At 63.6% G+C, this 18,753-nt stretch carries 19 protein-coding genes; 6 read left to right on the top strand and 13 right to left on the bottom strand.

Going from position 1 to position 18,753, the window contains the following annotated elements; translation table 11 throughout:
- Positions 1-22 precede the first annotated feature (22 nt).
- The gene (locus tag QYM46_RS13305) at positions 23-1,726 is read right to left on the bottom strand and encodes a thiamine pyrophosphate-binding protein (protein WP_432789298.1); all 1,704 of its coding nucleotides are present in this window, start codon (positions 1,724-1,726) and stop codon (positions 23-25) included.
- A gap of 2 nt (positions 1,727-1,728) precedes the next feature.
- Positions 1,729-2,739: an agmatinase gene (speB, locus tag QYM46_RS13300; RefSeq protein ID WP_169252824.1), complete on the bottom strand. Its 1,011-nt coding sequence runs from the start codon at positions 2,737-2,739 to the stop codon at positions 1,729-1,731.
- Between the two features lie 144 nt (positions 2,740-2,883).
- Between speB and QYM46_RS13295 the strand changes: the two genes are divergently transcribed.
- On the top strand, positions 2,884-4,374 hold the full coding sequence (locus QYM46_RS13295) for a PucR family transcriptional regulator (protein WP_432789297.1): 1,491 nt from the start codon (positions 2,884-2,886) through the stop codon (positions 4,372-4,374).
- Here QYM46_RS13295 and QYM46_RS13290 read toward each other — a convergent pair whose 3' ends face one another.
- The 7 genes from QYM46_RS13290 to QYM46_RS13260 form a co-directional block, all read right to left on the bottom strand.
- Positions 4,375-5,562, bottom strand: coding sequence for a histidinol-phosphate transaminase (locus QYM46_RS13290; protein ID WP_432789296.1), 1,188 nt, complete (start codon positions 5,560-5,562; stop codon positions 4,375-4,377).
- A gap of 70 nt (positions 5,563-5,632) precedes the next feature.
- On the bottom strand, positions 5,633-6,412 hold the full coding sequence (locus tag QYM46_RS13285; protein WP_432789295.1) for a hypothetical protein: 780 nt from the start codon (positions 6,410-6,412) through the stop codon (positions 5,633-5,635).
- Positions 6,409-7,599 carry a vWA domain-containing protein gene (locus tag QYM46_RS13280; protein ID WP_432789294.1) on the bottom strand — a complete coding sequence of 397 codons (1,191 nt, stop codon included), beginning with the start codon at positions 7,597-7,599 and terminating at the stop codon, positions 6,409-6,411. Before QYM46_RS13280 ends, QYM46_RS13285 begins: the two co-directional genes overlap by 4 nt.
- Positions 7,596-8,570 carry a vWA domain-containing protein gene (locus QYM46_RS13275; RefSeq protein ID WP_432789293.1) on the bottom strand — a complete coding sequence of 325 codons (975 nt, stop codon included), beginning with the start codon at positions 8,568-8,570 and terminating at the stop codon, positions 7,596-7,598. The genes QYM46_RS13280 and QYM46_RS13275 overlap by 4 nt, the downstream gene beginning before the upstream one ends.
- Positions 8,561-9,013 (bottom strand): hypothetical protein, encoded by a 453-nt coding sequence (locus QYM46_RS13270; protein WP_432789292.1) that lies wholly within the window; start codon positions 9,011-9,013, stop codon positions 8,561-8,563. Before QYM46_RS13270 ends, QYM46_RS13275 begins: the two co-directional genes overlap by 10 nt.
- Positions 9,000-9,884 (bottom strand): DUF58 domain-containing protein, encoded by an 885-nt coding sequence (locus QYM46_RS13265; RefSeq protein ID WP_432789291.1) that lies wholly within the window; start codon positions 9,882-9,884, stop codon positions 9,000-9,002. The genes QYM46_RS13270 and QYM46_RS13265 overlap by 14 nt, the downstream gene beginning before the upstream one ends.
- Before the next feature lie 12 nt (positions 9,885-9,896).
- Complete coding sequence (locus QYM46_RS13260; RefSeq protein ID WP_025778733.1) at positions 9,897-10,892, bottom strand: AAA family ATPase; 996 nt, start codon at positions 10,890-10,892, stop codon at positions 9,897-9,899.
- 244 nt (positions 10,893-11,136) lie between these two features.
- Between QYM46_RS13260 and QYM46_RS13255 the strand changes: the two genes are divergently transcribed.
- The 5 genes from QYM46_RS13255 to nrdF all read left to right on the top strand — a co-directional run bounded on the left by QYM46_RS13255 (position 11,137) and on the right by nrdF (position 15,640).
- Positions 11,137-11,307: a hypothetical protein gene (locus QYM46_RS13255; protein WP_432789290.1), complete on the top strand. Its 171-nt coding sequence runs from the start codon at positions 11,137-11,139 to the stop codon at positions 11,305-11,307.
- A gap of 421 nt (positions 11,308-11,728) precedes the next feature.
- A complete protein-coding gene (nrdH, locus tag QYM46_RS13250; protein ID WP_025778731.1) occupies positions 11,729-11,974 on the top strand; it encodes a glutaredoxin-like protein NrdH in 246 nt (81 codons plus the stop codon).
- Positions 11,975-11,976: 2 nt separating this feature from the next.
- On the top strand, positions 11,977-12,390 hold the full coding sequence (nrdI, locus tag QYM46_RS13245; protein ID WP_169252815.1) for a class Ib ribonucleoside-diphosphate reductase assembly flavoprotein NrdI: 414 nt from the start codon (positions 11,977-11,979) through the stop codon (positions 12,388-12,390).
- Between the two features lie 5 nt (positions 12,391-12,395).
- Positions 12,396-14,522, top strand: a complete 2,127-nt coding sequence (gene nrdE / locus QYM46_RS13240; RefSeq protein ID WP_432791739.1) for a class 1b ribonucleoside-diphosphate reductase subunit alpha — start codon at positions 12,396-12,398, stop codon at positions 14,520-14,522.
- A 146-nt stretch (positions 14,523-14,668) separates the two neighbouring features.
- Positions 14,669-15,640, top strand: coding sequence for a class 1b ribonucleoside-diphosphate reductase subunit beta (nrdF, locus tag QYM46_RS13235; RefSeq protein WP_062862062.1), 972 nt, complete (start codon positions 14,669-14,671; stop codon positions 15,638-15,640).
- Positions 15,641-15,971: 331 nt separating this feature from the next.
- Here the strand turns inward: nrdF and QYM46_RS13230 are convergent, their stop codons facing one another.
- From QYM46_RS13230 to QYM46_RS13215, 4 genes are read right to left on the bottom strand one after another with little or no spacing between them, the layout of a single operon-like run.
- A complete protein-coding gene (locus QYM46_RS13230; RefSeq protein ID WP_432789289.1) occupies positions 15,972-17,030 on the bottom strand; it encodes a tyrosine-type recombinase/integrase in 1,059 nt (352 codons plus the stop codon).
- 4 nt (positions 17,031-17,034) lie between these two features.
- Entirely contained in the window at positions 17,035-17,445 is a 411-nt protein-coding gene (locus tag QYM46_RS13225; RefSeq protein ID WP_432789288.1) for an ImmA/IrrE family metallo-endopeptidase, read from the bottom strand.
- Between the two features lie 41 nt (positions 17,446-17,486).
- On the bottom strand, positions 17,487-17,948 hold the full coding sequence (locus QYM46_RS13220) for a hypothetical protein (RefSeq protein WP_432789287.1): 462 nt from the start codon (positions 17,946-17,948) through the stop codon (positions 17,487-17,489).
- Positions 17,945-18,619, bottom strand: a complete 675-nt coding sequence (locus QYM46_RS13215; RefSeq protein WP_432789286.1) for a hypothetical protein — start codon at positions 18,617-18,619, stop codon at positions 17,945-17,947. Before QYM46_RS13215 ends, QYM46_RS13220 begins: the two co-directional genes overlap by 4 nt.
- Positions 18,620-18,753 lie beyond the last annotated feature (134 nt).

The raw sequence follows: 18,753 nt of genomic DNA, 5'->3' as shown, positions 1-18,753 counted from the left end.
TGACCCTCTCTGTTGGATCGGCTCAGTGGCCGACGGTGATGTGAATGGCGGTGGGCACCCTGCGTTCGAGCGCCTCGGCGATGGCGGTGGGCAGGGCGGAGTCGACGTCCGCCTCGGCGATCGTCACCCCGGCCCCGCCCATGGACTCTCCGAGCTTCGCGAAGTCCGGGCGGGCGAGCCTGACGGCGAAGGGTTCGATGTCGCGGTCGACCATCTGTCCTTCGATCTCCGCGTATCCGCCGTTGTCGACGACGACGAAGGGGATGCCCAGTCCCAGCTCGGCTGCGGTCATGAGCTCCTGGATGGAGAACATGGCCGCACCGTCGCCGAGGATGCACACGACCGGACGCGCAGGGTCGGCGAGCTTCGCCCCGAGCGCGGCGGGAATGCCGTAGCCCAGGGTGGCGAATCCGGGCATGTAGAGCAGCTGGTCGGGTGTGCTCGCCGTCAGGGCGTGCACGGTGCCGTCGTAGGTGACCTGCGAGGAGTCACCGGAGATGACGACGGTCGATCCCGCTCCCTCTTCGACGAGCCGGGTGACCCTGGCGCCGATCGCGTCGAAGTCGAAATCGGTGGCCCAACCCTCCCGGATCCGGGCGACCCGAGCGGCCCCGGATTCCTTCGCCGAGGCGGCCGATCCGTGTCGTTCGGACGCATCCGTCCCGGCATTCCTCGCCGAGGCGGCGGTGGCCGGTGCGGACGCGAGCGCGCTCATGAGCGCGGTGAGGAACTCGCCTGCGTCCGCGCAGGCGAGGATGTCCCCGGGCAGGTTCTTGTTCAGCTGGTCGGGGTCGATATCGCAGCGTATGACGGTCTGTGAGACCGAGTCATCTCGGACGCCGATGTGCGTCTGCGCGCCGATGACTCCGCCCCACAGATCGGAGTCGGCCAGTTCGGATCCGAGCACGATGAGCACATCGGCAGCCGCGGACTCGGCCTGCACGCTGGGGAAGCGCACGTTCGAACCCAGTGACAGCGGATGCGTCTCGGACACGATGCCCTTGCCGTTGGCCGTCGTCGCCAGGGGAACGTCGAGGGCCTCGATGAGACTGGCGACCTCGGCGTGAGCGCGCCGGGCACCGCCGCCGGCGATGACCAGCGGGCGCGTGGCTGCACTCATCGCCTCGGCGGCACGGGCCACGACATGCTCGTCGAGTCCGGGGCGGCGTCCCGCGAACGGGACCGGAACGCTGCCGTTCCATGCCCCCTCGAGCACGTCGAGGGGAACCTCGATGTGCACGGGGCCGGGACGGGCCGAGTCGAACATGGCAAACGCCTCGGCGACGGCCTGAGCGGCGCCTTCGGCGGTGCGGGTGCGCTGGGAGGACACGAGGAGGTGACCCACCGCCCCGGAGGAGTCCTTCGTCTCGTGGAGCATGCCGACGTCGGCGCGTTCGAACCCGGTGGGCACACCGGGGGAGAGGATGAGCATCGGGCGGGACTCGGCATAGGCGGTCGCGGCGGCGGTGATGACATTCGTCAGCCCCGGCCCCGAGGTCGTGATGACGACCCCGGGCTTGCCGGAGACGAGGAAGTACCCGTCGGCACCGTAGCCGGCTCCCTGCTCGTGCCGCGGTGTCACGGCGCGGATCCCGAACTCCGGCAGATGCCGATAGAACTCGAGATTGTGGGTGCCGGGGATGCCGAAGATCGTATCGACACCGTGGGCGGCCAGCGTCGCCACCACTGCACGGCCGCCGTTGCGGACGTTGTGTTCGTCGTTCATGCTCAGACTCCGAGTGCGCTGCCGGACGGGCCGGAGGGCGCCGTGATCCCGTTGTTCTCCGCCGCCCACAGGGACAGGATCTCGTAGCCGACATGGGCGGCGGCGAGTCCGGTGACCTCGGCGTGATCGTAGGCCGGGGCGACCTCGACGATCTCGGCGCCGACGACACCCAGTCCCTGGAGTCCGCGGATCGAATTGAGCAGCTCACGGCTGGTCATTCCGCCGGCCTCGGGGGTGCCGGTGCCGGGAGCGGCCGCCGGATCGAGGACGTCGATGTCGACGGAGATGTAGACAGGGGCATCACCGAGTCGCTTGCGCATGCGGGCGACGACGTCGGCGACAGAGGTGAACTGGTAGTCGTCGCTGCGGATGATCTGGAAGCCGAGCACCTCGTCGTCTTCGAGGTCCTTCTTCCCATAGAGGGGACCGCGGATGCCGATGTGCATCGACGCGGTCATATCGATGAGACCCTCTTCGCTGGCACGACGGAACGGAGTGCCGTGAGTGTAAGGCGCACCGAAGTAGGTGTCCCAGGTGTCCAGATGCGCATCGAAGTGGAGGACGGCGATCTTCCCGTGCGTCTTGTGCAGGGAGCGCAGGTTCGGCAGTGCCAGGGTGTGATCCCCGCCGAGGGTGAGCAGCTTGGCTCCGTCGGCGCGCATCGCGTCGGCGTTGGCCTCGACGGTGGTGATGGCCTCTTCGATGTCGAAGGGGTTGACGCCGAGGTCACCGCAGTCGGCGACCTGCTGCCAGGTGAACGGGTGGACGTTCGTGGCCTGGTTGTAGGGGCGCAGCAGCTTCGAGGACTGGCGGATGTGGGCGGGTCCGAAGCGGGCGCCGGGACGGTAGCTGACGCCGGCGTCGAAGGGGATGCCGATGACCTTGACGTCGATCTTCTCACCGGGACGCTCGGCTTCGACCTCGTCGATGCGAGGCAGCAGTCCGAACGTCGGGGGGCCCGCGTAGCGGGGTGTCTTGCTGTAGTCGGCAGGGCCGAGCGGCTGAGACGTCACTGGCTTCTCCTTCGTCGTGGCGGCTGACCCGACCCCGATGGGTCGGAGGTTGTGTCCTCAGCCTAGGACCTGGGTCACACAACACCGATATCCAAAGTGGTGTAATTGAACTCAGTGCTGTCCAGCCTGGATAGAATCGGGTGCATGGTCACCTTGGAACAGATCTGGTCACGCACCGAACTCGCGCTCGACGTCATCGTCGATTCGTCCACCGCAGCTGAGCAGAATGTCACGATCGTCCATTCCTCGGAGCTGCCGGAGGTCGACGAATGGCTTGCCGGCGGTGAGGTGCTGCTGACGATCGGGGTCGGCCAGGACCTCGGCGGGGACAAGGTCGCGGACTATGTGCGCCGCCTCAAGGCTGTCGGCGTGCATGCGCTCGGCATCGGTCTGGGCTCCGACCTGCCGTGGCAGCAGGTCCCTCCGAAGCTCGTCGCCGCCGCGCAGGAGGAGGGACTGGCGCTGTTCGGAGTGCCCGAGCCTGTGCCGTTCGTCGCCGTCGTCGATGCCTTCACCCGGATGCGTGAGGCCGAGACCAACAGGGAGCTGACCCGGGCGAGCAGCGCCGCGCGTCGTTTCGCGACCGCATTGGCCGGTGAGGGGCCTGCTGCTCTCGTGGCCGATCTGGCGGAGACGCTGGAGGCTCCGGTTCGGTTCGTTTCGCCCACCGGCCGGGCGTTGAGCGGGGACGATGCCGAGGCCGACGTGCGTTCGGCGCTCATCGAGGAGTCATTGAAACCGACGGCGGGACCTCGACTGATCCGCACCGGTTCGCGGATCGTCGAGGCCGTTCCGATCGGCGGTGACCAGCCGCTCGGGTGGATTCTCACCCCCGCCGAGGCGGTCGGATCTCCGAAGACACGTGCCCTGCTGCTGTCGACCGCCTCGGCGCTGTTGGCGATGTCGTTGGCGGATCTGCCCGTTCCCTCCGGTCGGGCGCTGCTCTTCGACACCGATCTGGCCGATGGTGAGGCGCGCGGGGAGTGGACGCGGGTGACGGGTCTGGCGCCGGTGGCGACGGTGGGGATGCTCATCTTCGGCGGTGTCCGCGGCGAGTCCGCCGAACGCCTCATCGCCGATATCGTCGGGCGGAGTCTGCTCACCCGCACCGGTTCGCTGCTCGGCGTGGTCGGGGCGCAGGAGCGTGGGCTCGATGAGCTGGTGGCGAAGGCAGCCGAGGTCACCGGCCTGGACGTGCTTGCGGAGAAGAGGCTGCCGTTGGGGCAGCTCCATCACACGTGGATGCTGTGGCGGACGCAGCATGAGTCCGAGGCGTCCGAGGTCAGGGCGCTGCTCTCGGCCGTCGATGAGGAGGCTGCCGACCGGTTCGTCGATCGGGTTCTCGGCGAGCTCTTTCGGGCCCGTGGTGGTCAGGAGCTGTTGGAGACTCTGCGGGTGTTCATCGCCGCCTCCGGGGCGCGGGAGCGCATCGCTGCCGAATTGGGAGTCCACCGGCATACGGTGCGGGCACGGTTGGTGAAGATCGAGAAGCTGCTCGGCCGCGACCTCTCCCGTGCCGAGACGCGGCAGGCGGTGTCGATGGCCCTCGAACTCGCCGAACTGCAGGCTCACCTCTCACAGACTGCCCGGCACAGTGTTCTGTGCGGCAGTGTTCTGCCCGGCTGTGCTCGCTGACTACTCCTCGAAGTGTTCGATGCGGAAACGTTCGGCGATCTCAAGCACCCGGGCCAGCGCTTCGTCCTCGCCGATGCTGATGCGCACACCGGCACCGAGGTTGCGCACCGCCACGGCCTGCTCGACGCAGGCGTCTTCGAAGGCATCGGATTTCTCACCCAGCGGCAGCCAGACATAGTTCGCCTGTGCTTCGGGCACCTCCCAGCCCTGTTCGCGCAGAGCGGCGGCGAAGGCATCGCGGGTCTGTGCGATCTCGCCGGCCCGCTCGAGCACGTCGTCCCAGTGATTGAGGGATTCGAGGGCGGCGGCCTGGCTGAGGTCGGTGACGCCGAAGGGGATGACGGCCTTGAGCAGTCCTGCTATGACCGGCGGATGGGCGACGGCGTAGCCGACGCGCAGTCCGGCTAGTCCGTGGGCTTTGGAGAAGGTGCGCAGCAGTACGAGGTTCGGATAGTCGCGGACAAGACCGAGTCCATCGGCTCGCCCGGGTGCGGTGGCGAACTCCCAGTACGCTTCGTCGAGGGCGACGAGGACGTGGGCAGGCACTGTGTCGAGGAAAGCGCGGACCTCGTCATCGCGCAGCACCGGGCCGGTCGGATTGTTCGGTGAGCACAGGATGATGAGGCTGGTGGCCTCGGTGATCGCCGCCGCCATCGCGGCGAGGTCGTGACGGCCGTCGGCTGTCAGCGGAACTTCGTGGCGGGTCGAACCGGCGAGCCCGGTGGTCTGCGGGTACATCTCGAACGACGGCCACGGATAGATCGCCTCGGTGGTGGCGTCCGAGGTGATCTGGGTCAGCGCGACGAGCAGTTCGCTGGCTCCGGCGGTCACGACGAGCTGATCGAGTCCGACCCCGAGGCGGTCGGCCAGTCCCTGACGCAGGGCCCGTGCGGCATCGTCGGGGTAGAGCGCGGGGTTCGTCGCGTGAGCGACCATGGTCTCGAGGACCGCCGGCAGGGGAGGCAGGAAGTTCTCGTTCGAGGAGAGCTTGAACGACTCGAGACCCTCGACCCGGCGGGGAGGTTTGCCCGGAATATAGGGCGGGAAGGTCTCCAGAGCGGCCCGCAGTCGCGGTGACGGTGCCGAGGGAGCGGACGCCGAAGCGGCGGAGCCGGATGCGCTCGAGGACGACGATCCGGGCGCAGAGGACGAAGCAGGATCTGAGGCGGCGGGGTCGGAGACGTTCATGAACTCATGATGTCACAGGGCAGCGGTGCCGCAGCCTCTCGCCCGAGCGACCGGAGGCCCGCGCCGGCGATCACCAGGGTTTCTCCGGGGTCGACCGGCCGCCGTCGCCGCCTGGGCCCTGCTGTCGATGTTGCCGTTCGGAATCCTCACGGCGTTTCTCCAGCTCGTCACGCTTCTTCTCACGTTCGGACTTGCCTGAGGAATCGTCCGGTGCCTTCTCCTCGTCGGAATCCTGGCCCTCGTCTCCGGAGGATTTGTCGTCGGAGTCCTGATCCTGCGAATCCTCGTCATCGGACTCGCTGTCGTCGGTTCCCTCTTCCTTGGCCTTCTCGCCCTGCTTCTTGTCCTCGACGCGTTCCTTCGCCTGGTTGCTCTTCTGCTTCTCTTCGCTCTTCTTCGGCTGGCATTCCTCGGGTGCGTCCTCGAGTGTCTTCAGCGATCGGTCGTAGAGCTCCTGCGACTGGTCGGGGTCCTGCGAGGCGATCTGATCTGCCTGCTTCTCGTAGACATAGGACAGGTTGACCCGCACCGCACACTCGGCCGAGGTCGGAGCGATCTCCAAAGCGGATTCGAGGTCGGTCTGGGCAGCATCGAAATCGCCGACGGCCGCCTCGGCGGTGCCGCGGTTGAAGTAGCCGATGTGACGTTGGAACGGGCTGACCCGAAGGAACGCCGTCGCCGCCTTCTTCGCACCGGGGAAGTCATTCGAGGTGTATCGGACCTGCGAGGCCGTTCCGAAATAGGTGGCCATCGCGATATAGCCGAACACCAGGGCGAATATGGTGCCGAGGATGAGGTTGATCTTCGTGATCCGGCGCCGCCGTGACCACAGGTTCTTCACACGGTTCATCGCGGACCTCTCCGGTAGGGCGCCGATTGGCGAGGCGACGGCCCATGAGGAACCGCCTGATGGGGAACGGGCTGCTGGGGGACCTGCTGGTAGGGGACTGGGCCGCCGGAACCGGGCGGACCGCCTCGGCGAGGGCGCTTCGGGGTGATCGCCTTGAGGCGAAGATATTCGCGGACTCCGAAGACGAGCTCCACGGCGATCCACGCGAAGACGAGGATGAGCGGGACCCAATAGTATTCGTCGACGGTGACCCGGCCGTCCTTCTTCACCAGGGCCTGATCGTATTTCGGAGCGGTGTAGACGCTGGAGATCGCACCTGTTCCGTCGCGGTGGTGGTAGTCGACGCCGAGGTCCGAGGCGATCCGGCGCAGGTTGCCCTCGTCGATCATCGAGATCCCGGGTTCGCCGTTGCGGTCCTCGATGTATTCGGGTGGTGCCTGATCGTCATCGGGGTCATCGGGGTCGCCGATGCCGGGCGCAGTGCCGGGATCACCGACTCCGGACCCGTAGCCGAACGGCTGGCTGTCGCGCATCTTCCCGCCTTGTTCGGTCCCGTATCCGAAGACGGCTCCACTGTCGATGCGGGAGGCGAACGATGACCACGACTCCGGATTCTCCGAGACGGTCTGCTCACCGTCGCCGAAGTAGAATACGACGTTCTTGTTCTCCGGGCGGTCCTCATCGTTCGACGTCATCCGCTTCTCGAGCTCCTCACCGGCCTCGGTGATCGATGAGCCCCTCGAGTTCATCGACGACTCGGGTTCGAGGACGTCGACGGCGGAGGCGAAGGCGGCGTGATCGGTCGTCAGCGGCATCACGGTGGCTGCGGTCGACGCGAAGGTGATGATGCTCAGCCGGGTGCCGGGGAAGGCATCGGCGAGTTCGAGCATGTCCTCCTTGACCCCGGTCAGGCGTGTGTCGTTCCCGTCGAAGTCCTCGGCGGCCATCGACGTCGTGACGTCGACGACGAAGTACACATCGGCTCGCGCCTCGTACTCCTCGGTCGAGGATTTGATGGGGACGCCGGGGCGGGCCAGAGCGAGCGCGAGCAGGGCGACGACGCCCATGCGGGCGAACCACCTCCAGCGCGGACCGTCGCCGCGGATGGCCGGGATGATGCACACGGTGAGCAGGGCGAGGACGAGGACGCCCCAGCCGAACCAGGTGAACACGGGATCGAAGATCATGATTTCGTCCTCCATGCCAGCACGAACACTCCGGCGAGGCCGAAGACGGCGATGCCGAGCGGAACCATCGGCATGTCATGGACGATCGTGTACGACCGCCCGGGGGTGTTCGCCGCTTCCTGGCTCTGGATCTCCTCGACGATGCGGTCGATCGTCGAGGCCGAGCCCATGTCGAACTGTTCGCCGCCGGTGCGGTCGGACACGGAACGCAGCTCCTTCGTCTGAGTGGTCGTCAGCACCGAGGGAGGGGAGAGGCTGTAGACGCGGACCTTCGCGTCGACGGCGATATCGGCGGCTTCGTTGAGTTCGAAGAGCGGCTCACCGGCGAGCATATTGTCCGTGGCGAAGATGATCGACCGGGACCGGTCCTCGTCCTGCCGGTCGAAGTTGTCGACGCAGCTGACGAGCCCGTCGCCGATGAGTGAGGAGCCGCCGATGTTCGGGGGCGAGGTCGACCATGAGTAGTCGGTGCCCTCGGCGCCCCAGGTGCGGAACCCCTCCTCGGCCTCGGCGAGGTAGTTCTGGACCATGTCGTAGTCGTCGGTGAGCGGGAATGCGGAGACCGCGGTGGCGTTGAAGACGGTCAGTCCGATGCGTTCGCCGTCGAAGCGGTCGACGAGTTCCTGGTAGGACTCGAGCAGATCGGCATCGTAGCCGAGCATCGAGCCGGACACGTCGAGGCAGAGCATGACATCGCGCATCTTCCGTTCCGGATTGACCGTCTCGATCCAGGCCGGGCGGGCGATTCCCGCCAGCGCGGACAGGCCGGTGAGGACGACGACGCCGAGGAGGGCGACCGTGGTCACCAGCCGTCTGCGCATGGCTCTGCGGAAACTCGGCAGGCTCGTCATCCGTCCGCTGTGGGCCACGGCCAGTGAGGACTCCGTCGACTTCGGCCGGCGGAAGAAGTAGACCGCGGCTGCGGCGAGGACCAGCAGGATGAGCGCCAGCCACCAGAACATCAGGACCATCGCGCCACCAGCTTCCTGGCCTCGGCGATCTGCGGCTGCAGACCGGCCGGCTCCGCTTCGGCGAACTCCGCCTCATAGAGGCCGAGCAGGCAGTCCGCGAGGTCGTCGAGACCGGCGACGGCCGCATCGCGGTAGGTCAGATGTTCGGCTTTGACGCCCCACGCATCATGGGCGAATTCGCGCACGATCGCTGCCAGCTCCTGTGCCGATTCGCGCACGTCCGCGGACTCGTCGCTCAAGCCCGTCTCCACCGCGCCGATGCGTGAGAGGTACGTGCTGCGCACGGGAATCGGGATGCGCGGGCCTTCCGCCGCGGTGACTCCGGCCGCGGCGCGGAAGAGCGGGGCGAAGAAATTTCCGAGCACCAGCAGCAGCACGAAGCAGGCCGCCACGTACCACGCCGGTGAGACCTCCAGGGGCCCGATGAGCTCAGCGGGGCCCACGGCGGTGCCTCAGCAGAAGAGTGTGCAGTCGGCCGAGGGCCGACTTCGGATGGTCGATTTCGATATGGGAGATCCCCAGTTTCGCGAGAAGGTCGTTCCGCTGCTGACGGCGGGCCGCCTCGGCGAGAGCGAATTCCTGTCGGACCTCCGGTTTCGTCATCACCGAGGTCGGCAGCCCGCGGTCGGGGCGGGCGACGTCGAACGGCGCCGAGGCGGCCGGCAGACCCGCGAGGTCCGCGTCGGTGATCGTGATCCACAGGACCTCGTGTTGGGCGCGCAGTCGGCGGATCGTCGCTTCGGCCTCCGGCCCCAGCGGAGCCTGATCGGAGATGACGACCAGCAGCATCCGATGGTTGATGTGGCTGGTGATCCACTGCAGCTGGGTGTTGATCGACCCGGGGGAGGCGGTGCCGGTCTCGCCGAGGATCTGCTGCAGGAGGTGCTCGAGGTGGGCCTCGCTGCCTTTCCGCGGGGAGGCGGTGGTGTGACCGGCATGTCCGTGGATGAGCATGACGTCGTCGGCATGACGGACGGCGAGGTAGCCGACCATTCCGGCCATCAGGATGGCAAGGTGGCGTTTGTCGGCACCGGCGGAGGTCACGGCGTCGAAGTTGCGGGAGGTGTCGACGACGAGTCCGAGGATGTGCCTGCGGTGGGCGACATAGCGTTTGACCAGGGGCTCGGTGTGCCGGGCCGTGGCTTTCCAGTCGATGTCGCGGATCTCGTCACCGGGGATGTAGTCGCGCAGATCATCGAAGTCGAGGCTGTGGCCGTGGAAGACCGAGGAGTAGTCCCCGTCGAGGAGGCGCCGGGTCCGCCGGTGGGCGTGGATGGTCATCCGCGCCTTGATGCGATTGAGCAGGACAGTCATGGGTATCGCCGCTCAGGGGGTGGGCACGGCCATGAGGAGGGCATCGACGATCTGGGCGCTCGTGATGTTCTCGGCGGCGGCTTCGAAGCCCAGTTGGATGCGGTGGGCCAGTACTCTGTGGGCGAGGTCCTTGATGTCTTCGGGGATGACGTAGTTGCGGCCGCGGATCATCGCCAGCGCCCGGCCGGCGTTCGTGAACGCGATGGAGGCACGCGGACTGGCTCCGTATTCGATGTATGGGGCGAATCGCCCGAGGTACTTCGTCGTATTGCGGGTGGCGTGGACGAGCTCGACGAGGTAGCGGGTGATGGCCGGGTCGATGTAGACGGTGCGGGCATAGCTCTGCATGGTCACGACATCGTCGAGGGTGCAGGCCGGATCGGGCACCGAATCCTTGTCGAAGACTCCGGAGTCAAGGCGGGAGAGGATCTCGACCTCCTCGCCGGGGTTCGGGTGGGTGAGCAGATCCTTGATCATGAACCGGTCGAGCTGGGCTTCCGGCAGCTGGTAGGTGCCCTCCTGCTCGATCGGATTCTGTGTGGCCATGACGAGGAAGGGGCGGGGGAGTTCGAAGCGCTTGCCCCCGATCGTCGTCTGCTTCTCCTGCATGGCCTCGAGCATCGCCGACTGAGTCTTCGCCGATGACCGGTTGATCTCGTCGAGGAGGACGATGTTCGCATGCACGGGGCCGAGCACCGTATTGAACGAGCCCTCATGCGCGTTGTAGATCTGCGAGCCGATGATGTCGGCCGGCAGCAGGTCAGGAGTGCACTGGATGCGGGAGAACTGTCCGTCCACGGCATTGGCCAGCGCGGCAGCGGCCGTGGTCTTCGCCAGACCCGGCACGCTCTCCAACAGCAGGTGACCGCTGGAGAGGAGCCCGATGAGCAGGGATTCGCGCAGGCGCTGCTGCCCGACGACGAAATGGTCGAGGTAGGACTCCAAGGCCTTGAGGATCGTCTGTGCGTGCGCGATCTCCTGCGTGTTCGCCGGTGCCGTTGCCGTCATGGTCCCTCAGTCTCTCGGTGTCACTGGTCGCTCGGTGTCGCTGTGGTCGTCAGTCACGCAGTGCGGTGCGTTTCTGTGGTCTCCAGCATATTGGGTGGCGCTGACACGCAACAGCCGTCGACGTTGCAGTGCTGACACACTTCCGACTCCGTCCTCGGTCGACCGCCCAGTCGCAGAGCCGGTCGCAGAGGATCTGCCACTGCCTGTTCACAGCCGGGCCATCTCATGTCAGGACCGATCTGTAATGTCGATGAGACAGACGACGGTCAGGGAGGAGGTGCGAAGCGAAACCCGGAGAAATCCGGAGGAGATCACCGTCACCGAGGCGGCCGACCCGGTCCGTACCGAGGTCGCCGACCCGGTCCGCACGACAGGCGGTGCCTCGTTCCCTGCGACCGGTGACGAAGCGATGTGATGATCGCCTCCGCTCCGACGTGACCGGTGCCGCACGAACGAGTTCGGAATCGTCGGACGAGGGGTCCGCGACATGCCCACAGGCAAAAAATTTTCCTGTGGAAAGCGGTGGATAACGCGGGCGGAACAGCGGCCGAAAATCGGCCCGGAAGCCGCCGATGCCAGCGTCCGCGCAGGTGATCGAACTACACGAGTGTCGTTCACAGCCTGTGGACGAATGTGGACGGTGATGACACAGGGTGTGGAACCTTCGAATGACACTGGTGTAACACTGGATATAGGGGTAAGGTCTAACCCGAACACAACATCTAGTGGTCACCCCTGAGCCTGCGCCTGGTGATATTCATCATGATCGAGCAGTTGACGGGACACGGTCACAGCCATCAGAATGCCGAACTGCACAGCAGATTGAAGGAGTCGTCATGATCACCGTGTACACCAAGCCAGCTTGCGTCCAGTGCAACGCCACCTACCGTGCTCTCGACGCCAAGGGTCTGAAGTACAAGTCGGTCGATCTCAGCGTCGACGAGAACGCCCTCGATGTCGTCAAGGCGATGGGCTACATGCAGGCTCCCGTCGTCGTCACCGACAATGACCACTGGTCGGGCTTCCGCCCGGACAAGATCGCCACCCTGACCGGCGAACAGTCTGCGTCCGTCGTGGCCTGACAATGCTGCTGGTCTACTTCTCTGCCAACTCCGAGTACACGCACCGCTTCGTCTCGAAGCTGCGTCACCCGGCAGTGCGGTTGCCGACGTTGACCACGGAGCCGACGCTGCGAGTGGATGAGCCGTTCGTTCTCGTCACCCCCACCTATGGGGCCGGTCGCAATCGCGGGGCTGTTCCCAAGCAAGTCATCAGATTCCTCAATGTCGAAGAGAACCGCCGTCATCTCGTCGGTGTCATCGGCGCCGGAAACACGAACTTCGGCGAGGACTACTGCCGCGCGGCCTTCAAGGTCGCGGCAAAGTGTCAAGTACCCCTCATGTATCGAGTCGAACTCCTGGGCACTCAGGAAGATGTCGACGCTGTCAACCTAGGATTGGACAAACTGTGCGCGAGCTCGCTGAAGACCGCAATGTAGAGGACATCATCCGCGAAGAGACGGATCTGGATTACCACGCGCTCAACGCGATGCTGAACCTGTATGACGAGGACGGCAGGATCCAGTTCGAACGTGACAAGCAGGCTGCCCGTCAGTACTTCCTGCAGCACGTGAACAACAACACCGTCTTCTTCCACAACCTCAAGGAGAAGCTCGACTACCTCGTCGAGAAGGACTACTACGAGCCCGAGGTCCTGGACCAGTATTCGTTCGAGTTCATCGAACAGCTGTCGACACGCGCCTATGATCAGAAGTTCCGCTTCCAGACCTTCCTCGGTGCGTTCAAGTTCTACACCTCCTACACGCTGAAGACCTTCGACGGGAAGCGCTACCTCGAACGCTTCGAGGACCGTGTCGTCATGGTCGCTCTCTTCCTGGCCCGTGGCGACGAGACGCTGGCCACCCAGCTCGTCGACGAGATCATCGCCGGGCGGTTCCAGCCGGCCACCCCGACGTTCCTCAACGCAGGCAAGAGGCAGCGTGGTGAGCTCGTCTCCTGCTTCCTGCTGCGCATCGAAGACAATATGGAGTCGATCGGCCGCTCCATCAACTCTGCGTTGCAGCTGTCCAAGCGCGGCGGCGGTGTGGCCTTCGCTCTGACGAACATCCGTGAGTCCGGTGCCCCGATCAAGAAGATCGAGAACCAGTCCTCCGGCGTCATCCCCGTGATGAAGCTGCTCGAGGACTCGTTCTCCTACGCCAACCAGCTCGGAGCGCGTCAGGGCGCCGGTGCCGTGTACCTGCACGCCCACCACCCCGACATCTACAAGTTCCTCGACACCAAGCGCGAGAACGCCGATGAGAAGATCCGAATCAAGACCCTGTCCCTGGGTGTTGTGATCCCTGACATCACCTTCGAACTGGCCAAGCGCAACGAGGACATGTACCTCTTCAGCCCCTACGACGTCGAGCGCGTCTACGGTGTGCCCTTCTCCGACATCAATGTCACCGAGAAGTACACCGAGCTCGTCGACAACGCGGCGATCAAGAAGAAGAAGATCAACGCCCGTGAGTTCTTCCAGACTCTGGCCGAGATCCAGTTCGAGTCCGGGTACCCGTACGTGATGTTCGAGGACACCGTCAACAAGGCGAACCCGATCGACGGCAAGATCATCATGTCCAACCTCTGCTCGGAGATCCTCCAGGTCTCCGAACCCAGCAAGTACGACGATGATCTCGGCTACGACGTCGTCGGCAAGGACATCTCCTGCAACCTCGGTTCGCTCAACATCGCACTGACGATGGACTCGGACAACTTCGGTCAGACCATCGAGACCGCGATCCGGGGACTCACCGCTGTCGCCGAGACCTCGAACATCCAATCCGTGCCCTCGATCGCCCGCGGCAACGACATGTCGCATGCCATCGGCCTGGGGCAGATGAACCTCCACGGCTATCTGGCTCGGGAGCACATCTACTACGGCTCCGATGAGGGCCTGGACTTCACGAACATGTACTTCTACACCGTCGCCTACCACTGTGTGCGCGCGTCGATGGAGATCGCGAAGGAACGCGGTGAGACCTTCGCCGGCTTCGAGCGGTCGAAGTACGCCACCGGCGAATACTTCGACAAGTACACCGATGAGGCCTGGCAGCCGCGCACCGCTCGTGTGGCCGAACTGTTCTCCGCAGCGAACGTGCACATCCCGACGCAGGACGACTGGCGAGAGCTCAAAGCTCAAGTGGCCGAGCACGGCATCTACAACCAGAACCTCCAGGCCGTGCCGCCGACCGGTTCGATCTCATACATCAACAACTCGACCTCGTCGATCCACCCGGTGGCCTCGAAGATCGAAATCCGCAAGGAGGGCAAGGTCGGCCGCGTGTACTACCCGGCTCCCTTCATGGACAACGACAACCTCGAGTATTACCAGGACGCCTACGAGATCGGCTACGAGAAGATCATCGACACGTATGCCGAGGCCACGAAGCACGTCGACCAGGGCCTGTCGCTGACGCTGTTCTTCATGGACACCGCTACCACTCGTGACATCAACAAGGCGCAGATCTACGCCTGGCGCAAGGGAATCAAGACCATCTACTACATCCGGCTCCGGCAGCTTGCTCTGCAGGGCACGGAGGTCGAAGGCTGCGTCTCCTGCATGCTCTGATCAACGGACTCGGCGGACCGATGTGAATCGGTCCGCCGGCTTCATGCGGGCCGCATCCCACCAGTGGGGCCCGCGCATATTACTTTCGTCTGCCGCGCAGACAACTCGTACTCACGACGAACAGCACTTTGGGAAGAGAGAAAGCGTTGGAGAATCTGACTCTGGCATCGCATGTCGACGCCATTAACTGGAACCGCGTCGTCGATCCGATCGATGATGAGGTCTGGGATCGCCTGACCGGCAACTTCTGGCTGCCGGAGAAGGTCCCGCTGAGCAACGACATCCAGTCCTGGGCGACTCTGACCGATGATGAGAAGACGCTGACGATGCGCGTCTTCACCGGTCTGACCCTGCTCGACACGATCCAGGGCACTGTCGGTGCGATCTCGCTCATCCCGGATGCGGTGACCCCGCACGAAGAGGCCGTGCTGACGAACATCGCATTCATGGAAAGCGTCCACGCGAAGTCGTACTCCTCCATCTTCTCGACCCTGTGCTCGACGAAGGAGATCGACGAGGCCTTCCGCTGGTCGCGTGAGAACAAGTACCTGCAGTCCAAGGCAGACATCATCCTCAGCTACTACCGGGGTGACGATCCGCTCAAGCGCAAGGTTGCCTCGACGCTGCTCGAGTCCTTCCTCTTCTACTCCGGCTTCTACCTGCCCATGTACTGGTCGGCACACGCCAAGCTGACGAACACCGCTGACCTCATCCGTCTGATCATCCGCGATGAGGCCGTGCACGGCTACTACATCGGCTACAAGTACCAGAAGGGTCTGGAGTCGCAGTCCGAGGAGCGCAAGCAGGAGCTCAAGGACTACACCATGAACCTCATGTTCGAGCTCTACGAGAACGAGGTCGCCTACACCCACGACATCTACGATCCGGTGGGCCTGTCGGAGGACTGCAAGATGTTCCTCCACTACAACGCCAACAAGGCGCTGATGAACCTCGGATACGAAGCGATGTTCCCCAAGGAGGTCACGAAGGTCAATCCTGCGATCCTCGCGGCGCTCTCGCCCGGCAGCGATGAGAACCACGACTTCTTCTCAGGTTCGGGATCGTCCTACGTCATCGGCAAGGCCGAGAACACCGAAGACGACGACTGGGACTTCTGAATTTGCTGGTGAGGACGGTGGCGGCCCCTTCTGTAGGTGCTCGATCGTTGGCGTTGAGCCCCATCGGGGTCGCCCCGTTGTCCTCACCTGCCCACGTTTTGCCCATACTCAAATTCGGAAGGAGGTGAAAGGAAAATGGCCAAAGGTCGTGCGCGCAGCGCAATCACTGGACGCTTTGTGAAGATGTCGACGGCCGCCCGAAACCCTCGGACGACCGTCGTTCATAAGCCCAAGAAGAAGTAGCCGATTGATCCCCGTATAGGATCACCACTCGGGCGTGGGACTGAACTAGCACTTCGGTCCCACGCCCACTTTACAGATACTGACGGTCTCAAGCGAGCCGCGCACTACGCGCAGTGTCAATTCTCTCTGCAACATCATCAACATCCGTGTCGAAGAGATCCGAGTACACGTCAAGCGTCATGGCTGCCGACGAGTGACCGAGCATATTCTGCACGACCTTCACCGAAGCGCCAGCGGATACCGCAAACGATGCCGCGGAGTGGCGCAGATCGTGAAACACGAACCCCTCGTCAAGCTTGGCCTTCTTCCGCACAGACAGGAACCACGACTCTTGATTCTTAGGCTCAGCCAAGTCGGGAATGAGAAGGCTGTCGGGGGCGGCTTTCAGTGTGAGAGCTCGGAACCGATCGTGCATGAACTTCGGATACCCGACTGACCGTTCCCTGCCGTTCTTCGACACTTCGGCGCGAACCCGCACGCGTCGGGCCTCCAAGTCGACGTCCTCCGGTGTCAGGGTCGCGATCTCGCTCCACCGCAATCCCATGTATGCGGCAACGTAAATGACGAACCCGTACCGCCCGCGCTGAGCTCTCAAGTGATGCTCGTCAGCCGCCTGCGCCACCTTCTCAACCTGCTCGTAGGTGAGGTATACGTTCTTCCGGTGAGTCAGCGACGGTAAGTTCTTGACACCGCTGGCGGGGTTGCGCGGGATCAGGTGATCGTCGACCGCCGTCTGAAGTACAGCTTGGAGGACGTAGTGTGCCCTGCGGACGGTTCTGGCTGCTCGCTTCTCCGACAGCGTCGCAACCCACTCTCTGACGTTCGATCGGGATACCCCGTTCACAGGTAGTGCGCCGAACTTCGGGTAGATGTGAACACGCAACGCGGTCTCGTACACCCTTTTCGATGATTCCTTGGCGCTGACGGTTTTCAGCCAGTGCGTGCCCAGCTCTTCGACAGTGATCTTTCCCCTCGTCGGGTCCACGTAGGTGCCTTCAAGTTTCGACACTTCGACTGTGTTGAGGAAGACCTGGGCCTCGCGTTTCGTGCGGAACCCGCGGCGATCTGTGGGTTTCCGGTCGGGCTTGGTGTACCGAACCCTGTACCGGCGCCCCTTCGCAGTCTCGTACGGTTCAATGCTGGCCATGGTGTCATCCTTGTCGTGCTGCCCCGATGAGTCGGAGCAGGTGTTTCTCGTGAGAGCGGAGGAACCGGAGACGGTCCTCAAGGACTTCAGGTGTCACCCACAGTTCGTCGGCCGCCTCGAAGGCGGTGTGGGCCCATTTGAAGACGTCGACGAGGGCATCCCAGTGAATGAGCTTCCGGGCTGTGAGTCGACGTGCTGCTTGTTCTTCTCTCGGGTCGTCACAGTTCGTGTGCCCGAGGTCAATGTGCGCTTGCTCGTGCTGGATGGCGCAGCGGCGCTCGACCTGCAGTAGATCTTGGTCGAGCCAGATGGCGTTGTTGCCGTTTGTTGCGGCTACTCGAGTGTCGTTGAACCTGGTGAAGTGCAGGACAACGCCGTCCCCGCGCTCACGTAGTTCTCTCCATGGATGGTGCATACTTCAAGACCATAGGAGGTGGGTCTGACATAAAGAGGTGACTACTCATCGACTTCTTGGAAGACCATATCCTCGGTCGCGGACAACGGAAGCTCGAATGGTGGTCCAGGTAATCTCCGCACTCCGTCGGCGATTGATTCTCTAAGGTAGGGAACCATCAACGGGATGGCTACACTATTCGCGAACTCTGCGAGCACTACGTCATCGGCCAGCGACTCTAGGCCACCCCAAACTGAGACAATGTCAGACCGGAAATGCACAGACGCCGTCGAACCTGACATGCTCAGCTTAAAGGAAACCTGATCTTCCGAGCGTTGCTCATCAAGACTGGTGTCGAATTTGATGTGCACACCCTCTTCTGGGTCGTCGAAATCGGCATCGGCGTACTCCCATTTGGTGCTGAACTGGTCAGCTACAGACCGATGTAGGAACTCGAAACCTATGGGATAGATTGTGTAAAGATCGAGGGCACGTTTTACCTCGGACAAATCTACTTTGGTCATGGCCTCGCCTCAGTCTTGCTAGTCGCCCTCGAGAAGCGTCCAGTTCGGACGCTTCGAGTAGCGGTCCCCCAACTTTTCGAATGTGCTGCTCGTGGCGGAAGAAGCTCAGTCAATCTCTGCTCGATTAGCCAGTGAGCATTGACCACTCCAGACGTGTGGAGGAGAGTCGTCACTGGCGCTGGAGATCCACTCCAATCAGGCAGAGCCGTCTGCTGGTTAAGGAAGTCGTTAACCGTATCAATTTCAGCCATCGAAGGCTGCCGTTCATCGATGTGCATTGCTACATCATTCGTAACTAGCCAGGCCTCAACATCGGGCCAATACCAGAGGCCGCCCCCATAAGACACGGCCGGGAAGGGAAAGCCTGCCTTCCGCTGTCCGGTCACCCACAGCGACACTGCCTGCCGCTTTACATTGGCGCGATCCGCAATTTCGGCGCGTGTAACTAGGTCGGGCTCAAGACGTTCAACCCGGACATAGTGATTTCTAAGCTTGGCGATCGTTTGGCGTGCGGTCAGCACGGCATCCTCGCCGTGCTCGTAGCAGATGATGAAGTCCACTCCCATGTGCTGCGAAAAGTACATCTCAGAGGACTCTGCAAGATCGTCTTCAGCCTCGGAAGTCAGGTTCCGGACACGAAACTTGAATCGGAAGGGCTGTTGATTGTCCATGAGTCAATTACCTCAGTTTGCTTTCATGTTGTCAAGCGTCAACAGAGTTATCTGGGTTACCTCAGACGCCGCTTCCCGCTATCCATCAGGTCGTGCTTCAAGGGGCACTTTGCCGCTTCTGACCGGATAGTGCG

It is taken from the genome of Brevibacterium sp. K11IcPPYGO002, assembly GCF_050920635.1.
Taxonomy (GTDB): Bacteria; Actinomycetota; Actinomycetes; order Actinomycetales; family Brevibacteriaceae; genus Brevibacterium.
The sequence above is the reverse complement of the archived record's forward strand: the minus strand, read 5'-3'. Positions and strand labels throughout refer to the sequence as shown.